This window comes from Zhouia spongiae (assembly GCF_022760175.1).
GTDB lineage: Bacteria > Bacteroidota > Bacteroidia > Flavobacteriales > Flavobacteriaceae > Zhouia > Zhouia spongiae.
The window spans coordinates 1032797-1052710 of sequence record NZ_CP094326.1; the positions used below are offsets into that span (position 1 = coordinate 1032797).

Here is a 19914-nt window from a genome sequence, read left to right on the forward strand (position 1 = left end):
AAAATCACATTATGAGAATCATATATTTATGCATCGTTCTCGGCATTATTTCCTGTGCCAAAACGAATAAAGAAACTACTCAATTAGATAGCGTATATTTTAACGGGGACATACTTACCATGGAAGGAGATCAACCCACTTATATAGAAGCTATCGGGATAAAAGATGGAAAAATAACCATTACAGGATCAAAAAAAGAGGTAATGAGCATGGTTAACGATTCAACCATACAAAAAGACCTAAAAGGACAAACCCTATTGCCTGCCTTTCTGGACGGACATGGTCATTTTTATAATGTAGGATTTACTGCTCAGGTAGCTAATCTACTTCCACCGCCAGATGGTCCGGGTCATAATTTTGAAACAATTACAAATACTTTAACCCAATGGAAAGACAGCCAAGACGGAAAATATTTCATCGATAAATTCGGTTGGATAGTAGGTAACGGATACGACGACTCCCAATTAAAAGAGAAAGAGCACCCCAAAAGCACTGATCTCGATAAAGTAAGTAGCGAAATTCCCATAGTAATCATACACCAATCAGGACACCTTGGGGTTATCAATTCGAAGGCTATGGAAATATTAGGAATTACAAAATCCACGCCTGACCCTACGGGGGGATCCCTTAGAAAAGATAAAAATGGCAACCCGAATGGAGTACTTGAAGAGAATGCGTTATTTGGAGTGTTATTTCCAATTCTGGGTAAAGCTGATGAAGAATTTGAAGCTAAATGCATTCAGAAGGGACAGGAAGAATATGCCAAAAATGGTTACATGACTGCTCAAGACGGAAGAAGCTCTACAGAACAAATGGCTGCTTTTAAAAAAGGAGCGGACAAAGGAATGTTCTACATTGATGTTGTTTCTTACCCTGACATCACCTTAGGAACTGAAAATGTAACTGATGATTACTACAATAAAGACCATCAATACAAAAATCATTATAGAATTGGCGGTATAAAATTAACTTTAGATGGATCTCCTCAAGGAAAAACAGCATGGTTAACGCAGCATTATCATGTGCCGCCACAGGGACAAAACGAAGATTATAAAGGCTATCCGGTAATGGAGGACTCTTTAGCTATTAAATATGTAAAAGAGGCATTTCAAAACAAATGGCAAATTTTATGTCATACAAACGGTGATGCTGCTATTGATCAATATCTAATGGCAGTAAAAGCTGCTGAAGAAACTTATGGATATGACGATCATAGAACAGTGCTAATTCACGGGCAAACTTTACGGAAGGATCAAATCCCGGAACTGGTCGATCTGGAAATTATGCCATCACTATTTCCTATGCATACATTTTATTGGGGCGATTGGCATGCCGAGTCTGTCCTTGGCCATCCCAGAGCAGATTATATCTCTCCATGCAGGGACGTCATTGATGCCGGCCTAAAAATAACATCTCACCATGATGCACCGGTTACTTTCCCTAATTCAATGAGAGTTCTGGATGCCACAGTAAACAGAGTTACACGAAGCGGAGTGGTACTAGGACCTGAACAACGTATTTCACCATATGAAGGACTAAAGACCTTAACCGATTGGGCTGCGTATCAATATTTTGAAGAAGGCAGAAAAGGAACACTAACCAAAGGAAAATTGGCAGATTTCGTAATTCTTGATAAAAACCCTTTGAAAATAGATCCGTTAACCATCAAAGATGTTTCTATAATTGAATCTATTAAAGAAGGTAATACCGTCTATAAAAAATAAAATTATTACTCGATATTATTTTTTCACATGATTAACCGATTTATAAAAAAACAATCACATGAAGTCAAAACTTTTAATTCTAATTGCACTGGTAATATGCGCTTGTGGTAGTAACACATCTATTACAGGGGCCTGGACAAACAAGGAAAAAATTGAATCTAAAAACTATAACAGTGTTTTTATAGCTGTTTTAAGCTCAAATACAGCTGCCAAAATACTATTAGAAGATCAATTAGGTTACGATGCTCAACAAGCAGGGATTAAGGTTATTAAGTCACATAACACTTTTCGATCAACATTCACTAAAGAAAACAAGCCTTCCAAAGAAGATTTATTATCTGTTATTAAAGGCACAAACTCTGAAACTATCTTTACCGTAGTACTTAAAGATAAAGAAAGTGAGACGAGATACGTGCCAGGTACAACAAATTATGCTATGGGATATACTCCACTGGGATATTATAATTATTATGGCAATTTCTGGGGATATTACAATACGATCTATCCTTATGCGTACGATCCAGGATATTATACCACTGATAAAATATACTATCTGGAGAGCAATTTATACGATGCCAACACCGAAGAATTATTATGGTCAGCACAATCCAAAACATACAACCCCTCTGATCTGGATAGTTTTGTCGAAAGCTATACCAAAGTTATCATGAAGGAGCTGGTAAAAGACGGTATTTTTAAATCGAACAAATAATTCCTTGCAATATGCTAAACAGCGACATTAGAGCTATGATGTTTTCCTTACCAAATTCAGGCAAAGTCAAACTCATTGTGGCACTATTGTGTCTGTTTACTTATGGTGTCCACGGACAAAATGATACTATAACACTTAAAAACAAGGACAGGTTGATTGGCGAGATCAAATAAATGTCTAAAGGAGTCCTTACCATCGAAACCGACTACAGCGACGATGATTTCAAAGTAAAGTGGATCGAAATAGAAAAAATTATAAGCACACAGGACTTTTTAGTTACACTTAAAAACGGGAACCGGATTAAGGCCTCTGAAATAAATCACAAAGAAAATTCTGATGAAATTATCTTAAAAGAAGATAATTTTGCAACTACTGTCATCAAAGTAGATGATATTGTATTTATTCGACAGATAAAAAAGGACTTTATATCTCGTTTAGATGCTTCGCTATCTTTTGGATTTAATTTTACGAAATCCAAAAACCTCAAACAACTAACAGTCAGAAGCACCCTTGGCTACACCACCAATTTCTGGAGTCTTGACGGATCTTATAATTCCGTGAGAAATAATCAGGATCAATCTGATGAAATTCACCGGACAGATGCCAATGTTTCATTCAACTATTTTTTAAAAAAAGATCGTTTTGTATTGTTTTCATCCGAATTCTTAACTAATAACGAACAACCGTTAGATCTGAGATTAACACACAAAGCCGGATATGGTAAATACATTATTCACAATAACAGAATGTATCTGGGCACCGGCGGAGGCATTGCATCGAACAATGAAAATTACTTCAACAATGCTGACGACAGGAAAAGTGGCGAATTGTTCGGGCTGATCGAAGTAAACATGTTTGATTACGAAAACATCAGCCTTCTCTCTAACCTGACAATTTATCCCAGTTTGACTGAGAAAAAAAGGTGGAGAACTAACTTTAAAATCGACTTGAAATATGACTTACTACTGGACTTCTTTATTAAACTGGGACTCACCTACAATTATGATAACAAGCCTGTTGAAGGAGCTGCTTACGACGATTATATATTGCAAACCACTTTCGGCTGGGAGTTATAATTTCGGCACAGCCTCTCCATAAATACACTCCACAGAAATTTCCAATCAACCAGCCCCCTAAAAACCCTTGCACAGATCCTCTTTTCGGTCTATGACGACACCTTTAAAATTTAAACAGGAAAAAACCTGTATTATGACATGGAATTAGTAACTTGGAATCTGATTTTTCTTAAAAAACATCATTATGGGAATTTTTGACGAGATAAAGAACAAGCTTAAGCATGAGTTTATAGATATCATCGAATGGTTAGATAATACCAACGATGTCATTGTCTACCGTTTTGAACGGTATCAGAATGAGATAAAGAACGGAGCCAAACTTATTGTCAGGGAAGGGCAAATGGCCGTTTTTATAAATGAAGGCCGGCTGGCAGATGTTTTTAATCCTGGAACCCATACCCTAAATACCGAAAACCTCCCGATACTGGCTACCCTTAAAGGATGGAAATATGGATTTAATAGCCCTTTTAAAGCAGAAGTATATTTTGTAAACACCCGTATTTTTACTGAAGAAAAATGGGGAACCAAAAACCCGATAACACTTAGCGATGATCGGTTTGGACTATTCGAGATTCGGGCATTCGGCACTTACACTTTCCGCATTGCCGATCCGGGCAAATTTATTATAGACATTGTGGGTACCGACGGTCATTTTACCAATTACGAAATAAACGAACATCTAAAAAGCCTGATTGCTACACGATTTACAGATACTGTCGGAGAAGCCGGACTACCCATAGAACTCTACGCAGCCAACACTTCAGAACTGTCGGAAGCCTGCCGGGAAGTAATGAAACCCGAATTTGCAAGGGTAGGTATCGAACTGGAAAAATTCTATATAGAGAATGTTTCGATGCCGGAGGAGCTTAAAAAAGAGATTTTTGAGTACAGCCGCCTCGATAAATTAGACCTGTCCAAACTCACCCAATTCAAGGCTGCCAAAGCTATGGAAGAAGCGGCCAGGAATGAGGGAGGTACTGCCGGTGCCGGTATGGGAATGGGAATGGGCTTTGTATTGGCACAGCAAATGGCACAGCAAATGGGCTCCATACAGACCACACAACCCCAGTCAACCGCAAACACCCCGGTAATGCCACCTCCCATCCCCACAGCCATACAATATTTCTACGCTGTAAACGGACAACAATCCGCACCGGTGAGCTTTGAGACCTTACAGGCGTTGTTTGCAAACCGCACCATCAATAAAGACTCTCTAGTATGGAAGCAGGGATTGGAAAACTGGAAACCCCTCAGAGAGATTGAAGAGTTAAAATCCTTTTTAGGAGGTCATACCCCTCCTCCGTTACCTGCCGAATAAAAAGAACCTAAAAGCAGATCAGACAGAACCCATGCAGGAAAAGACTGTAAAGAAATCTGAAACCAAAAAATCATGTGCCAATTGCGGTGCCGAACTTAAATACAAACCCGGCTCTCAACAATTGCTTTGCGAATATTGCGGGTATGAAGAATTTATAGAACAAGACAAAACCAGTTTTGAAGAACTGGAATTAAAACACTACCTCAGACTGGTTGGAGAAAAAGCACATGCCGATACCATCACCCTTCTGCACTGCAAAAACTGCGGAGCCAACCAGCATGTGGAAGAAAACTATAAATCCCTGAGCTGTGTGTATTGTGGCGAACCCCTGATCCTGGAAGACATCCATGAAGAAGGGTGGATACTCCCGGGAGCCATTATTCCATTTGCATTAGATCAGACAAAAGCCCGTCAGATCTTCAGAAAATGGGTAAAAGGAATCTGGTTTGCTCCCAACAAACTAAAACGGGCTTCACTCGATATCGAATCCCTGCACGGCCTGTACCTGCCTTGCTGGACATTTGATTGCAACCTGAAATCGGACTACCAGGGAATGCGTGGCGACTATTATTACGAAACGCAACGCTATAAAACAGCCGAAGGTACCAAAACCCGACAAGTACGCAAAACAAGGTGGCGGCATACCTCGGGTAGTGTCAGTGGTTTTATAGACGACATCCTTATCAATGCTTCCCTTAAAAAAAGACGCGAAGTACCGGCAAATATAGCACACTGGAATTTAAAAGATCTGCAACCCTTTAATACTAAATACCTGTCCGGTTTTATAACCGAAAAATATACCATTTCCCTGAAAGACGGACATCATTTGTCTTTTCAGAAAGCGAAAGAAACGGCCTATCAGTGGATTCGAAATGATATCGGCGGTGATACACAACGCATCAACCATGCCGACATCCGTCTAAGCAATGAAACTTTCAAACATATCTTATTACCGATCTATATAAGCAATTATAAATATAACGGAAAAGAATACCACTTTTACATCAATGGCCAAACCGGACAAATCAGCGGAAAACATCCGGTATCATTCTGGAAAATATTCTTTTTAATAACAGGCATAATACTCCTGATAGCCATTATTGGCTATTTCAGTTAATTTGAAGAAAGTTGACATGATTACCTTGTTTGCCTTCATATAAGTAATTGAACATAGAAAACACCCCGAAGACAGTCGGGGCACTACATGTTTTAGCTCGTATGTTTGCTTATTGTTTTTTAGTGGAACTCATGAAATATTTGGGCATAAAAAAAGCTCCCTGATTATGGACAAGGAGCAACCCAAATGTTTTACTTACAAGATATTAATGATTCAAATGGTGTTCGTGAAACATTTACAAATAAAAACGAGGCAAACTTGCGAATGCCCCGTAGTAAATGTTTTCACAACGGAATAATCCTTATTGTGAAACCGACAGAGAAGGTTCAGCGAATACCAATAAAAATAGATGTAACATGAGCTAATTGCTTCAACAACCATACTATGGAAAACCGTAAAATGAAGAACAGAATTTTATCTATCTTTAGGATTTAACCGAAATTTCTTATGTTTATAGAAATTCTTCTTTTGAAAAGAAATCGGTATATACATACTCAATTATAAAAAATAACGACTACCGAGGCAGTCGTTTAGAATTTTCTGCGGCTTTTAAGCCTTGTTGTGAATTGTCTTTCAGAGATACTAAGGTATAATAAAAATATAATATGACAAAATTAGGTTTGGATTTAGGGGGTTCTTCAGCTGGCTGGGCAAAAAATGAAGATGGTAAAATTGTGAAAAGTGGAGTAATCACTTTTGATACAGGAATGTTTAAAGGACAATCTGGAGGTTATATTTCTCCAACAAGAGAACGAAGAGAGGCACGTTCGAAAAGAAATTTGATTAAATCAAGAAAATACCGAAAATGGGAATTGTTAAAGATTTTGGTGCAAATGAAATTTGTACCGTTGGAAGAACAAGAGTTGCAAGTTTGGAGCAAATACCAAAAAGGAAGAACACGTAAATTCCCAGAAAGTAAAAATTTCTTAAAGTGGTTGGCTTGTGATTTTACTTATGAAGGAAGTGAAAAACACAAAAACCCATACCAGCTACGAGTAAAAGCACTTGACCAAAAATTAACGAAACACGAATTTGGTCGGGCTTTATACCATATTGTACAGCGTAGAGGTTATAAGGATATTGGGGAAACTGATAAAGAAACCGAAAAGCAAATTGAAAGAAGAAATGAAGATTGTTTTAAATCCGCTTTAGACAAATATGGCACAATTGCAAAAGCGTTAAACGTAGAATTTCTAAAAAAAGGAAAGCGAGCAAGAAATCAATATCCTCTTAGAGAAGAATACCAACACGAATTAGAAGCAATATGCAAAGCTCAAGGTTATAATATTGAGAAAGATGTCGAAAAAGATTATAAAGATGAGTTTGTGAAAAGTTTATGGAAAGCCATCATCTGGCAACAACCATTGAAAACTCAGAAAGGAAATATCGGGAAATGTACTTTGGAACCTGCAAAACCGAGATGCCCCGTTTCTCATCCTATATTTGAAATATTTAGGGCTTGGCAATTTATCAACACTATTAAATTTTTTGATGAAAATAATGAAAAGCAGCCTTTGAGCCAAGAAATGAGAGAGCGGTTGTTTTTTGATAAATTCTTGAAAAAAGACTCAAATTTCAAGTTTGAGGAAATCAGGAAATTTCTTGACAAAAAGTTTGGTAAGGCAAAGAAATACAACTACCCTATAGATAGAAAAACAGGAAAGTATGACACTTCCGTTTCGGGAATGCCAATTTGTAAAGGATTTGTTGATCTATTTGATGAAAAAGCAATGTCAGCTCTTGACAATATAGAACAATATCATATCGGTAATGCACCTAAAATCATTGATAAATATTCAATATATGATTTATGGCATATTCTCTTTGCCTTTGATAAAAGAACCGCAAAAGATGAGGATTTCTTGGAGAAATTTGCTAATGATAAACTTGGTATCCAGAACATCGTCCGGAAGAAAAAAGGTATAGAGGTTTCTGTTTCACCTTTAGTAGAATTAAAAGAGAAATTTTTACAAGGCTATGCAGATTTAAGTGTAAAGGCGTTGTGCAAAATAATCCCGTTTCTAAAAGAAGGTTATTTATATAATGAGGCTGTCGTTTTAGCTAAAATACCTGAATTGACAGACAGTAATTGGCAAGAAAAAAGAGATGTGATTACCAATGTGTTAAAGAAAGCCTATCAATTGTATAATGAAAGGAAAACGATAATCAACATTGCAAATAATTTGATAGATAAGCACAAAGGGTTATCACCTCAAGAAATGTTTGCATATAAAGATTTCGAATATACTTTAAAGCCAGATGATGTTGAAGAAATTAAAAAAGCGTGTGAAGGATCTTTTGGTGAAACATCTTGGGAAAATGTTGAAGACAAGGAAAGAATACTACAAGAAGTTGGTTACGAATATCAAGACTATTTCTACGATACAAAACGGGCTTATCGCAAATCTTCAACCTTGACAGATATTTTTAAAGATGCTTTAAAAGAGAATGAAATTGAATTGAAAGGAGAGTTATACCATCATTCCAATCGTGAAAACCGATACAACAAAAATTTGAAAACAAATCGGAAAACCGGCGAAAAGCATTTGCCTACCTATAAAGATACAGGAATAGAAATTCTGCCGGTTCCCTACATAGATAGTATTAAAAATCCAATGTTCAACAAATCAATGAGCATTTTACGAAAGCTGATAAACGAGTTGATTTTAGCAGGTGAAATTGATGAGGACACAGAAGTAGTAGTAGAACTCGCAAGAGAACTCAATGATAATAACAAACGTGCAGCCATTGAACAATATCAAAATCTACGCAGAGACAATAGAGAAAAATATCGACTTTTCTTAAAAGAATATAAGAACAATGAAAAATCAAACTTAAATATTGAAGAAAGCATTCCCCTTTTTGAAATGTGGGCAGAACAGACTTTTGAGGAAACCAAAGACGAAAACAAAAGTGAAGTTTCAAACAGAAATCATATTGAAATTCTTAGGGAAAAAGATGCTGTAAAAAGATATGAGTTATGGATGGAACAAAAAGGGCAATGTATGTACACAGGAAAGATGATTTCCATAACACAACTATTTTCCAACGAAATAGACATTATGCATACGATTCCTCGTTGGTTATTGCCTGATAACACAATGGCAAATATGACTGTCGGATTCGCACGTTACAATCGTGATTTACAGGAACAAAAGCTACCTAAAGAATGTAATAATTATTTCAATGATTCTGATGGTTGGGGAACGGCTATAGAACCCCGATTGGAAATGTGGAAACAGGAACGTGATAAATGGAAATGGAAATATGATGGAGTAAAGAAACCTAAAGTAAATGAAGATGAGAAAAAGAAGAATGATAGAATAAAGGCTAAGCATTATTTCAAAATGCACCTTGACTATTGGAAAGATAAAGTTGAACGTTTTGAAGCAGATGAAGTAAAAGATAGCTGGGTAAGAAGGCAATTGGTAGATACGCAAATGGTCAGCAAATACGCGCGTGAGTATTTAAAACTGTATTTCAAAAAAGTGGCTGTACAAAAAGGAACGGTTACGGCAGATTTTAGAAAATTGTTCGGTTTTCAGGAGGAAGACGAAATTAAAAGCCGTAATAAGCACACGCACCACGCGATTGACGCATCGGTATTAACCTTAATTCCCGTTAACAGTAGTAGAAGAGAGGAAATTTTGAAGACCTATTACAAAGCAGATGAAGATAAGGATAAAGTAGCCCTTAAGAGATTAAGAGCTATGGTCAAACCATTCTCTGACTTTAATCCTCAAGAACTGATAAGAGAAATAGAAGGAAAAACATTGATTGTTAATTATGAAAAAGACAGGATACTAAACCAAGCAGTAAAAAAAGTCCGAAAAAGAGGAAAAATCCAATATGTAAAAGACAAACAAGGAAAACTTGTTTTGGATAAAGAAGGTAATCGAATCGTCAAATACGCTAAAGGCGATACCATAAGGAGTGCATTGTATGCTCAAACTTATCTCGGAAAAATAAAAGATGTAGAACGCTATGATGACGGGCATCCAAAAAGAAAAAATGGTGATTGGGAATATAAAACAGGCAAAGACGAATTTCTTTTTGTAAAAAGAGAGGATATAAACAAGGTGAAAACATCAGATAAACTAATTCAATCAATAATTGACCCTGTTGTCAGAAATTTAGTAGATGGACAGAAGAAAAATGGTATTATAAAAGACTATCAAGGAAATATTATTCGCCACGTTAGAATTAAAGCAAAAACAGGAAGAGAAGTAAAAGAACGAATAAATTATCGTTCGGAACACGACTATAAAAACAAGTTTTATTCAGAAGCGGGAAAAATCCCTTATGCAGTTCTATTGCAAAAAAGTATAGACGGAAAAGTAGAAAGAGAAATGCTGCCAATAGCTTCTTTTGAAGTTGCAAAAGCGTATAAGCAATATGGTAAATTCAATTTTGATTCTTTTATAAATGAGCAATATCCAGAGTTCAAAGACTGGGATAAAGAGCTATTGAAGGTTGGACAAAAAGTACTTGTTTTAAAAAATGACAAGGAATTTGATGAAAAAAACAACCTTGATTTTCAGCACAAAAGATTGTATGTAATAACTCAATTTTCAGAAGGAAGTATTTGGCTACAGTACCATTTAGAAGCAAATCCTGATAATGTTGAAAATAATGTAAAACTTATTAAAGATGAGTATTTAAAAAAGTTGGAAAAGAAGTACGGTTTACCAGAAGTTCAAGAAAATAATATAATTGAAAATGTTGTTGAAAGAAAAAAAGATTACGAAAAACGAAAATTTTCTTTTAACTCGATAAAGGATTATAGACCTGCAAGGTTGGCAGAGTATTTAGGAGAAAAGGAAGTGAAAAAAATCCTTTATAAGTTAAGAACTGATTATGCGGCGAGGCCTTCTAAGATTGGAGAAGAAGTTCAACCTTCTCTTCTCAAAATGTCAAAAGAAAACTGGAATTACCTTTATGAAGACAAGGATTTTGAGGTTACAATGCTAGGAGAACTGAATTGGTTATAAAATGATAAAACGCACCCTATTTTTCGGCAACCCCGCTTATCTAAGCACCAAAAACGAACAATTGGTGGTCAATTTTCCAGAAGAAAACAAGGAAGAAAGAACCATTCCCATTGAGGATTTGGGCTACGTAGTGCTGGAAAGCCCGCAAATAACCATTACCAACGGATTGCTTATGAAGCTGGTACAAAACAAGACTGCCGTTATTACCTGCGACAAACAACACTTGCCATGTTCCTTTTTACAACCCTTGGTCGGCCACACCGAGCAAACCGAACGTATGCGCCACCAGCTCAATGCCAGTATCCCCCTTAAAAAACAATTGTGGCAGCAAACCATCACAGCCAAGGTTCATAACCAGGCCGGCCATTTATTAAAACAGGAGAAGAAAGCATTAAAACTGAAACGTTGGGCAAAGGACATAAAAAGTGGTGATACCGGTAATATAGAAGCCGTAGCGGCAGCCTATTATTTTCAGCATCTTTTCGATGAAATAGATGGTTTTAGCCGGAATCAAAAAGGAGTACCACCCAACAATCTGCTCAATTACGGCTATGCCATACTCAGGGCCGTTACCGCCAGGGCATTGGTAAGCAGTGGTCTTTTACCATCGGTTGGCATTTTTCACAGCAATAAATACAATGCCTTTTGTTTGGCCGATGACGTGATGGAGCCATACAGGCCATATGTGGATGCTTTGGTATATGACATAGTGGAAACAGGCTGTCATATAGACGAGCTTACCAAAAGCATCAAGACCGAGTTGCTGATGATCCCGGCCATGGATGTAATCATTGACGGAAAAAAAAGTCCGTTGATGATAGCCATGAGCCGGACAACCAATAGCCTGTATGAATGTTTTTCCGGTATTAGCAGGAAGATATTGTTTCCTGTTTTTTAGGCTTATAGACCTTCAAGGTTTTAAAACCTTGAAGGTCTGACAAATAAAAACCAGTTTGATGGAAACCGACAAATTTTCACGATTAAACCAATATAGAAGTATGTGGATCCTGGTGTTTTTCGATTTACCAACCGAAACCATAACAGAACGTAAAACGGCCTCCCGGTTCCGAAAAAACCTGCTAAACGACGGTTTTGCCATGTTCCAGTTCAGTATCTATATGCGTTTTTGTGCCAGCAGGGAAAATGCCGCCGTTCATATCAAACGTACCAAAAATGCCCTGCCCAAAAAAGGGAAAGTCTGTATCATGCAAATCACCGACAAACAATTCGGGATGATGGAGCTCTTTCACGGTCAAAAAGAAATAGACCCCGAACCTCCAAACCAGCAATTAGAACTATTTTAAAAGCAAAACATTATTACCCTGTCTTAATACGAAGAAAGATGTAAAGGCAGCACCTGCCGGAATAGAAAAACTTTTCGGATTAACAGCTAAAGCCTCAGCCGACAGCTTTATTTTTTATTCCTAGAACACCCCATAAAAAACAGGATACCAGCATATTAAAGCAAGTATCCTGTGAATCATCCATAAAATTACAGAACTGAAAGCAATTCACAACCCCTTGTTCGATTTCAATAATCCGTTTAAACCTGTGAATCATCCATAAAATTACAGAACTGAAAGCAATTCACAACTAACATGCTTAGCATCAGCAGTATAACATTCCTGTGAATCATCCATAAAATTACAGAACTGAAAGCAATTCACAACTCTGAACCTTTAAATGATTGTTCGGATCCGCCTGTGAATCATCCATAAAATTACAGAACTGAAAGCAATTCACAACCAGCAGCTATTTCAAGCGAACGCGTTACCACCTGTGAATCATCCATAAAATTACAGAACTGAAAGCAATTCACAACTACTCCTATTACGCTTAAAAAGCAGTACCGCCTGTGAATCATCCATAAAATTACAGAACTGAAAGCAATTCACAACTGTACATAATAGCGTGATAGTGAGGGCGTTCCTGTGAATCATCCATAAAATTACAGAACTGAAAGCAATTCACAACAGACGGCACCCGAGTACGCATTACCGTAAGCCTGTGAATCATCCATAAAATTACAGAACTGAAAGCAATTCACAACTTGTACAGACACTAATGTTCTCGCTACCTTCCTGTGAATCATCCATAAAATTACAGAACTGAAAGCAATTCACAACAACCTGGGCAGGTAATCGTTGCATAAGGTCCTGTGAATCATCCATAAAATTACAGAACTGAAAGCAATTCACAACATAAGTTAAAGGACAGCTTAGTGGAAGGATCCTGTGAATCATCCATAAAATTACAGAACTGAAAGCAATTCACAACTACAATTACTAATGGCTGTTAGCTGTTTTTCCTGTGAATCATCCATAAAATTACAGAACTGAAAGCAATTCACAACATCGCCATGACTGTAATGTGAAATGGCTTCCCTGTGAATCATCCATAAAATTACAGAACTGAAAGCAATTCACAACCGGCAACCGATTTATAAAATTCATCGTAACCTGTGAATCATCCATAAAATTACAGAACTGAAAGCAATTCACAACTGTGCGCAACGATGATAATGAAGGGAAATGCCTGTGAATCATCCATAAAATTACAGAACTGAAAGCAATTCACAACCGGTATGAATATTCGCTAAACAATGAGTTTCCTGTGAATCATCCATAAAATTACAGAACTGAAAGCAATTCACAACAGGAAATAGTTTTTTCCATCTCGGGTCGTTCCTGTGAATCATCCATAAAATTACAGAACTGAAAGCAATTCACAACTTAAGCAGTGGATTGAAAAGTTATGATATACCTGTGAATCATCCATAAAATTACAGAACTGAAAGCAATTCACAACGATGATTTATATCTCATTTTAATACTCGTCCTGTGAATCATCCATAAAATTACAGAACTGAAAGCAATTCACAACCGGCAACCGATTTATAAAATTCATCGTAACCTGTGAATCATCCATAAAATTACAGAACTGAAAGCAATTCACAACCATTAGGTATGGCAGCAGGTGCAGCCATTGCCTGTGAATCATCCATAAAATTACAGAACTGAAAGCAATTCACAACTAACGTTTAAATTCAATATTATGAGAAGAACCTGTGAATCATCCATAAAATTACAGAACTGAAAGCAATTCACAACTGTCCGCTTAAAAAAAGCGAGATCATCTTTCCTGTGAATCATCCATAAAATTACAGAACTGAAAGCAATTCACAACAGGGTTAATGGAAACCGTTAAAACATCACCCCTGTGAATCATCCATAAAATTACAGAACTGAAAGCAATTCACAACTAATGAAGCGTAAACAACGTATCAGAACTCCCTGTGAATCATCCATAAAATTACAGAACTGAAAGCAATTCACAACCGTTACGAATACTCCCTAAACAATGAGTTTCCTGTGAATCATCCATAAAATTACAGAACTGAAAGCAATTCACAACTTCGGGTTCAATGGTTTCGAATCGTATCGACCTGTGAATCATCCATAAAATTACAGAACTGAAAGCAATTCACAACAAGAACTAAAAAAGTTGAAACATGACAATACCTGTGAATCATCCATAAAATTACAGAACTGAAAGCAATTCACAACGATGATTTATATCTCATTTTAATACTCGTCCTGTGAATCATCCATAAAATTACAGAACTGAAAGCAATTCACAACAGGATGCAACGATTCCCAAAAATCACCCAGCCTGTGAATCATCCATAAAATTACAGAACTGAAATCGACAAAGGAGATTCAGCAAACTCCTGTAAAAACAATAATCACACCGTGAGCTAAAGCAATTCACAACTAAAACTATCATAGGTACTATATTTACTTTCCTGTGAATCATCCATAAAATTACAGAACTGAAATCGACAAAGGAGATTCAGCAAACTCCTGTAAAAACAATAATCACACCGTGAGCTAAAGCAATTCACAACTCTGTAGTTGATGATGTGGTTAAGTACAACCTGTGAATCATCCATAAAATTACAGAACTGAAAGCAATTCACAACCGCAATACATTCTTCCTGTATAAGCTTTTTCCTGTGAATCATCCATAAAATTACAGAACTGAAAGCAATTCACAACAGTTTCCTGTATCTCAAATTCGCCGGCAGCCTGTGAATCATCCATAAAATTACAGAACTGAAAGCAATTCACAACTAAATGATGCTCCTAATTTCTTACTCATCACCTGTGAATCATCCATAAAATTACAGAACTGAAATCGACAAAGGAGATTCAGCAAACTCCTGTAAAAACAATAATCACACCGTGAGCTAAAGCAATTCACAACATAAACAGGCCATCGGATTTAGGATATGATCCTGTGAATCATCCATAAAATTACAGAACTGAAATCGACGAAGGAGATTCAGCAAACTCCTGTAAAAACAATAATCACACCGTGAGCTAAAGCAATTCACAACAAGTGGTTCCTGGAGATGAATTTAATGTGACCTGTGAATCATCCATAAAATTACAGAACTGAAATCGACAAAGGAGATTCAGCAAACTCCTGTAAAAACAATAATCACACCGTGAGCTAAAGCAATTCACAACAAGTGGTTCCTGGAGATGAATTTAATGTGACCTGTGAATCATCCATAAAATTACAGAACTGAAATCGACAAAGGAGATTCAGCAAACTCCTGTAAAAACAATAATCACACCGTGAGCTAAAGCAATTCACAACGATCTTTAGTAACAGCACAAGTTACTTAATAACCTGTATAGCTATTATACATCATCAATACGCCGGGTTATTGCTCCAAAACAAGATTGCCATAAGCATGACAGAAAATAGTGACCCCTATGAAAATGCCATAGCAGAACGCGTAAACAGAATCATAAAAACAGCGTTTAATTTACACTCTAGTGTATTGGGCTTTGAAAAGACCCAAAAGTTAGTAGCCGAGAGCATTGCCAATTATAATGGTTAAGTATGGATCAAGCATACCAAAGCCATACCAAAGGCTAGGATAGAGTATGAATCTGAAAACTTCACCTTTGTCCGTATTATTTAGTGCCCTTTCGTTGAAAACGCCCCTTGTTCACCAAAAATAGTTTTTAGAAGAATCATCCTTTAAAATCAAGATACAATCATTCCAGCCTTTAAAAGACAAACTATTATACAAAAACAACTCAAAACGCCTAACAACACTTAAACAACTACTATACAGCAACATATAATAAAATATTTTACAAACTAATAGTTTTATTCAATTAATTAACGTTTCTTTGCATCGCATTAGCAACATAGATCGCAAGGGCTAGCAATTTTTTATTCTTCACAAAATAATTTATTCCTAATTTTTGATTCTTTGCTGGGTAATTTTGAAACTGGATTACAACCTTATCTCGGACGTCCGTAATGTTTGTGTGAAAAGATAGGCTGGTATATTCCGATCAAAAAAAATTAAGAACATTTTAAATTTAATATACAATGAAACAAGGAACAGTAAAGTTCTTTAACAGAACCAAAGGATTTGGGTTTATTACAACAACAGACTCTAACGAAGATATCTTCGTTCACGAAAGCGGGTTAATTGACAACATTAGTGAAAATGACAAGGTGCAATTTGAGACCGAAAGAGGGAAAAAAGGTTTAAACGCAGTAAACGTAGAAATCATAGACTAAATAAAAGAGGCTGTCTAAAGTAAAGACAGCCTCTTTTTTTTGTTATTAGGTTTTGTGGACTTGTATACTGCCTACCGAATACTATCCTCTATTTTTAAATGAAACCTATTGGAGTGAAAATAAAAAAACCGCCTAAATCTTTTTAGACGGCCTCTCTTATGTTATTTATTATAAAAATCTTTAGGCCAGGTATCATTAGAGCCATTAATATCCGGTATCAGCATGTCCGGATCAATTCGTACAGATTTAATCGTCTTGTCGGTTCTGAAAAAATGATTCCACTGGTCGCCTCTCTGCCAAATCTCTACAGGTAAGGTCATATCTTCCGTAGATCCGTCATCAAAAACAACCCTCATCTGAACTGGCATAGGAATTTCTCCCATATTATCCAATACGATTATATAACCTTCCCGTTGTTGATACACTCCCGTTAAAGCCAGATCGATATTCTTATTTCCATAAAACCAGCCACGCCAGAACCAATTCAGGTTTTCTCCGGTTGCATTTTCCATAGCATTAAAAAAATCGGATGGCTGAGGATGTTTAAATGCCCAATTATGGATGTAATCCCTGAATGCAAAATCAAAACGTTCGGGCCCTAAGATATACTCTCTTAAAATAGCCAATCCCAATGCAGGTTTGTAATAAGCGGTATGTCCTAAATTTCTCGTATTCACAACATCCGGATATGTGTCGATCCCTTCTCTGGTGCTGCTGGTGTAGTATTCCAGCCCCTGTCTTGCTCTTTTATACATATCGAGATATTCGCCATTATTGAACTCCAAGTGCAGGTGATTGTTGATAAAGGTATTAAAGCCTTCATCCATCCACGGATACAATCGCTCGTTAGAGCCTACTATCATCGGAAACCAATTGTGTCCGAATTCGTGATTGGTAACTCCGTACAAACCTCCTCCTTTTGCCCTCATACTACAGAAACTAAGACCGGGATATTCCATCCCGCCGACATTCGAAGCCACATTTACAGCGCTGATATACGGATATTCAAACCACTTTTTTGAATAAAACTCTATCGATGCTTTGGTATATTCTGTCGAACGTCCCCAGGCCTCATCTCCGGAAACCTCTATAGGGTACACCGATTGTGCTACGCATTTATTACCGCTCGGAAGGTCTATTTTAGCCGCATCCCATACAAATGCCTTTGAAGAAGCAAACGCCACATCCCTTGTGTTTTTCATACTAAAATGCCAGGTAATCGTTCCTTCTTGTTTCGGTCGAATGTTTTTATAGTCGGTAACTTCATCCGGAGCAATAATATATACCCGCTCCTGGCTTTTTTCAGCCTTTCTCATACGCTCTATCTGTACTTTGGTCATCACCTCTTTTTCATTCATAAGTTTTCCTGACGCCGCAACAATATGATTATAAGGTACTGTGATCTTATAATCAAAATCGCCATACTCGCAATAAAATTCACCTGCTCCCAGGTATGGCTCTGTATTCCACCCTTTAACATCATCATATACTGCTACACGCGGATACCATTGCGCCAACGAATAAATAATTCCATTGTCGGTATCCTGCTGTCCCATCCGGTCCATCCCCGATCTGGGGATCTTATACGAAAAGTCTACCTTCACCGTAGCCGTTCCTCCGTTAGCAGCGATAGGCTTGTTAAAAATAACCTGCATACGGGTATCGGTTACCTTATAACTATTAGAAACCTTCCCTTTACCCGTTTTTGCTTCAAGCCTGGTAATCGTATATCCGCCATCAGTATCTCCCGAATAACGATTGCCCGAGATCGGCGTTGTTAAAGTTCCTCTTGAGTCTGCCTTAAATCGGTTCTGTTCCAGATACATCCAGATATAATTTAAATCTTCCGGGCTGTTATTTCGGTAGGTAAGGGTTACACTACCGGTTACGGTATGTGCAACATCATCGAGGGTCACTTCAATCTTATAATCCGCTTCGTTTTGCCAGTACTCAGGTCCGGGTATACCCGAAGCTGCTCTATACACAGAACCCTGGCGGTACATTACCGGATCAAAATCATGCTGATTGTTTTTAATAGCTTCCTGAGAAAAACCCAGAAAAGGGAACTGGATCATCATCAGTCCCAAAGAAATCTTTTTAACTATCCTTTTCATATAAATTATTATTAAGTCGCTTTAGCTTCACAAAGAAAATTATAAACTAGCACACTAAAAAATAACACCCACCCCTTTAACATAGTAAACTATCTCGCAGCAAGCCCACGAGAGGGCCAAGCGTAAAGAAAAGGTCTGGTAGACCTTTTTAGCGATGGAGCCAGCTGGCGCCTGAACTCCCGATTATCGGGTCAACTAAAACAATGCCTGTTTACAAGGCAGAAGCCCGTTATTACGAGAACGTCCTCTTTTTAGTAATTTTGTTTTAACAAAACATATACAGGAAAGTGGTCGCTGTAACCCCCCAAATATTTACTTCCGGCGAAGGTTCTGAATGGATTCCCCTTAAATTTACCATGCCATTCCTTCAGAAACAATTCATCAAAAACATCGGCATGGGCAAAAGAGTGTGTCCCGGCCTGATCGTTAAAAAAGTTATTGGTAAATATGATCTGATCGAATAAATTCCACCTTGCCTGATGGTTTAGACTCCCCTTGCTATAGGGATCAAGCAGTTTGGCCATCGGGTTATACAAGTCCGGATACATCAGGTGATCTTTAATACTTTCTGAACCCGGATCATCGTTAAAATCGCCCATAATAATAAAGCTGGGATCTTCTTCGGCCTGCTTTACACTATATATGATTTCGTGTATTTTCTGTGCAGCTTCAACACGTTTATAGCTGGTTGCTTCCGCACCTTCTCTTCTTGACGGCCAGTGATTTACCAGCACGTGTATTTGCTCATTATTCAATCTGCCCGTTACGTGCAGGATGTCGCGGGTATAGTCGCGTTCACCGTTATCATTGTAAACGATTAAAGGATGTGCTTCGGATGCCAACACCTCAAAATCCTCTTTCCTGTAAATCAAAGCAGTATCTATCCCTCTCTCATCCGGTGAATCATAATGAACAAAATCATAATCGTGTTCTTTAAGGTACTTCGAAGTAATCAAGTCTTCTACAACCGATTTATTCTCCACTTCAGCAAAGCCAACTATAGACGGTACTTTTTTAGTGGTATCTGATCCTATTTCGGAAACTGTTTTGCTTAACTTATACAACTTATTTTCGTACCGTTCCTTATTCCATTTATTCTTTCCATAAGGCGTAAAATCGTCGTCTAAAGTTTGTGGATTGTTTTTAGTATCAAACAGATTCTCGAGGTTATAAAAGGCTACTGTATATAAATTGTTTGAGGTCTTTCTTAAATATGGCAACATAATATAAATCTTTCAGGGTTTAAAAATAG

At 37.3% G+C, this 19914-nt stretch carries 12 protein-coding genes and 1 CRISPR repeat array; of the genes, 10 read left to right on the forward strand and 2 right to left on the reverse strand.

Annotated elements, in window-relative coordinates:
• Window positions 1-11: 11 nt before the first annotated feature.
• The 10 genes from MQE36_RS04565 (at window position 12) to MQE36_RS04610 (ending at window position 16548) form a co-directional block, all read left to right on the forward strand.
• The gene (locus MQE36_RS04565) at window positions 12-1724 is read left to right on the forward strand and encodes an amidohydrolase (RefSeq protein ID WP_242937994.1); all 1713 of its coding nucleotides are present in this window, start codon (window positions 12-14) and stop codon (window positions 1722-1724) included.
• A 58-nt stretch (window positions 1725-1782) separates the two neighbouring features.
• Window positions 1783-2436, forward strand: coding sequence for a hypothetical protein (locus MQE36_RS04570; RefSeq protein ID WP_242937995.1), 654 nt, complete (start codon window positions 1783-1785; stop codon window positions 2434-2436).
• A gap of 173 nt (window positions 2437-2609) precedes the next feature.
• A complete protein-coding gene (locus MQE36_RS04575; RefSeq protein ID WP_242937996.1) occupies window positions 2610-3512 on the forward strand; it encodes a DUF481 domain-containing protein in 903 nt (300 codons plus the stop codon).
• Window positions 3513-3696: 184 nt separating this feature from the next.
• Complete coding sequence (locus tag MQE36_RS04580) at window positions 3697-4830, forward strand: SPFH domain-containing protein (RefSeq protein ID WP_242937997.1); 1134 nt, start codon at window positions 3697-3699, stop codon at window positions 4828-4830.
• Window positions 4831-4861: 31 nt separating this feature from the next.
• Window positions 4862-5947 (forward strand): TFIIB-type zinc ribbon-containing protein, encoded by a 1086-nt coding sequence (locus MQE36_RS04585; RefSeq protein ID WP_242937998.1) that lies wholly within the window; start codon window positions 4862-4864, stop codon window positions 5945-5947.
• Between the two features lie 605 nt (window positions 5948-6552).
• Window positions 6553-10938, forward strand: a complete 4386-nt coding sequence (cas9, locus tag MQE36_RS04590; RefSeq protein ID WP_242937999.1) for a type II CRISPR RNA-guided endonuclease Cas9 — start codon at window positions 6553-6555, stop codon at window positions 10936-10938.
• Window position 10939: 1 nt separating this feature from the next.
• A complete protein-coding gene (gene cas1 / locus MQE36_RS04595; RefSeq protein WP_242938000.1) occupies window positions 10940-11836 on the forward strand; it encodes a type II CRISPR-associated endonuclease Cas1 in 897 nt (298 codons plus the stop codon).
• 58 nt (window positions 11837-11894) lie between these two features.
• A complete protein-coding gene (gene cas2, locus MQE36_RS04600) occupies window positions 11895-12242 on the forward strand; it encodes a CRISPR-associated endonuclease Cas2 (RefSeq protein ID WP_242938001.1) in 348 nt (115 codons plus the stop codon).
• Between the two features lie 168 nt (window positions 12243-12410).
• Window positions 12411-15413: direct repeats of the CRISPR family, unit length 46 nt; unit sequence CCTGTGAATCATCCATAAAATTACAGAACTGAAAGCAATTCACAAC.
• Window positions 15414-15673: 260 nt separating this feature from the next.
• Entirely contained in the window at window positions 15674-15850 is a 177-nt protein-coding gene (locus MQE36_RS04605) for an integrase core domain-containing protein (RefSeq protein WP_423242478.1), read from the forward strand.
• A 503-nt stretch (window positions 15851-16353) separates the two neighbouring features.
• A complete protein-coding gene (locus tag MQE36_RS04610; RefSeq protein ID WP_242938003.1) occupies window positions 16354-16548 on the forward strand; it encodes a cold-shock protein in 195 nt (64 codons plus the stop codon).
• 161 nt (window positions 16549-16709) lie between these two features.
• Here the strand turns inward: MQE36_RS04610 and MQE36_RS04615 are convergent, their stop codons facing one another.
• Both MQE36_RS04615 and MQE36_RS04620 read right to left on the reverse strand, forming a co-directional pair.
• Window positions 16710-18662 carry a M1 family metallopeptidase gene (locus MQE36_RS04615; RefSeq protein ID WP_242938004.1) on the reverse strand — a complete coding sequence of 651 codons (1953 nt, stop codon included), beginning with the start codon at window positions 18660-18662 and terminating at the stop codon, window positions 16710-16712.
• Window positions 18663-18913: 251 nt separating this feature from the next.
• Complete coding sequence (locus MQE36_RS04620; RefSeq protein ID WP_242938005.1) at window positions 18914-19885, reverse strand: endonuclease/exonuclease/phosphatase family protein; 972 nt, start codon at window positions 19883-19885, stop codon at window positions 18914-18916.
• Window positions 19886-19914: the final 29 nt, after the last annotated feature.

Excerpts from the sequence above, each read along its gene's own strand:
- MQE36_RS04565 (WP_242937994.1), top strand. The coding sequence starts at position 12 with ATGAGAATCATATATTTATGCATCGTTCTCGGCATTATTTCCTGTGCC.
- MQE36_RS04570 (WP_242937995.1), top strand. The coding sequence starts at position 1,783 with ATGAAGTCAAAACTTTTAATTCTAATTGCACTGGTAATATGCGCTTGT.
- MQE36_RS04575 (WP_242937996.1), top strand. The coding sequence starts at position 2,610 with ATGTCTAAAGGAGTCCTTACCATCGAAACCGACTACAGCGACGATGAT.
- MQE36_RS04580 (WP_242937997.1), top strand. The coding sequence starts at position 3,697 with ATGGGAATTTTTGACGAGATAAAGAACAAGCTTAAGCATGAGTTTATA.
- MQE36_RS04585 (WP_242937998.1), top strand. The coding sequence starts at position 4,862 with ATGCAGGAAAAGACTGTAAAGAAATCTGAAACCAAAAAATCATGTGCC.
- cas9 (WP_242937999.1), top strand. The coding sequence starts at position 6,553 with ATGACAAAATTAGGTTTGGATTTAGGGGGTTCTTCAGCTGGCTGGGCA.
- cas1 (WP_242938000.1), top strand. The coding sequence starts at position 10,940 with ATGATAAAACGCACCCTATTTTTCGGCAACCCCGCTTATCTAAGCACC.
- cas2 (WP_242938001.1), top strand. The coding sequence starts at position 11,895 with ATGGAAACCGACAAATTTTCACGATTAAACCAATATAGAAGTATGTGG.
- MQE36_RS04610 (WP_242938003.1), top strand. The coding sequence starts at position 16,354 with ATGAAACAAGGAACAGTAAAGTTCTTTAACAGAACCAAAGGATTTGGG.
- MQE36_RS04615 (WP_242938004.1), bottom strand. The coding sequence starts at position 18,662 with ATGAAAAGGATAGTTAAAAAGATTTCTTTGGGACTGATGATGATCCAG.
- MQE36_RS04620 (WP_242938005.1), bottom strand. The coding sequence starts at position 19,885 with ATGTTGCCATATTTAAGAAAGACCTCAAACAATTTATATACAGTAGCC.